A 609-nucleotide genomic window follows, 5' to 3' on the forward strand; every position below is an offset into this window, starting at 1 on the left:
TCCTCGGGCATGGTCATGGTGGCATAGTCATAGCCGGTGACGCCCGAGACGAAGCACCAGCCGCCCTTCACCACGGCGCGCGAATAGCCCATCGTGGCCTCGAATGGCGAGCCGCTGGAGATGCGCCTCATTTGAAGCAGCCCTGCATGAGGTTGCGGAAGGCGCGGGCGCGGTGGCTGATCTCGTTCTTCTCCCAGCGGTCCATCTCGCCGAAGGTGAGCTCGCTGCCGTCGGGCTGGAAGATCGGGTCGTAGCCGTGGCCCTGCTGGCCCCGCATCGGCCAGACGACCTGCCCCGGCATCACGCCTTCGAAGACCTCGTCATGGCCGTCGGGCCAGGCGAGAACCAGCGTGCAGCGGAACTGCGCGCGGCGCGGGAAGGGGGCGTTCACCGCTTCGAGCCTGGCCCAGGTGTCGGTCATGGCCTTCACGAAGTCCCGGCCCGTGGGGGTCATGGCCCAGTCAGCGGTATAGACCCCCGGCGCGCCGTCGAGCGCGTCGATGGTGATCCCGGAATCGTCGGCCAGCGCCACCATGTCGGCGGCCTTCGCCGCCGCATGGGCCTTGATGCGCGCATTGCCGACGAAGGTGGTTTCGGTCTCTTCCGGCT

General features: G+C 68.1%; 1 protein-coding gene and 1 pseudogene. Both read right to left on the reverse strand.

Annotated elements, in window-relative coordinates:
• Window positions 1-131 (reverse strand): annotated as a pseudogene (locus CKO11_RS17200) (RidA family protein); the annotation flags it as partial.
• Window positions 128-609: non-canonical purine NTP pyrophosphatase (locus tag CKO11_RS17205; protein WP_223641532.1), on the reverse strand; the 482-nt coding region annotated here is incomplete at its 5' end. The gene CKO11_RS17205 and the pseudogene CKO11_RS17200, both read right to left, overlap by 4 nt.

Origin of the sequence: Rhodobacter sp. TJ_12 (assembly GCF_020023995.1) — a bacterium.
In the GTDB taxonomy this organism is placed as follows: Bacteria; Pseudomonadota; Alphaproteobacteria; order Rhodobacterales; family Rhodobacteraceae; genus Rhodobacter.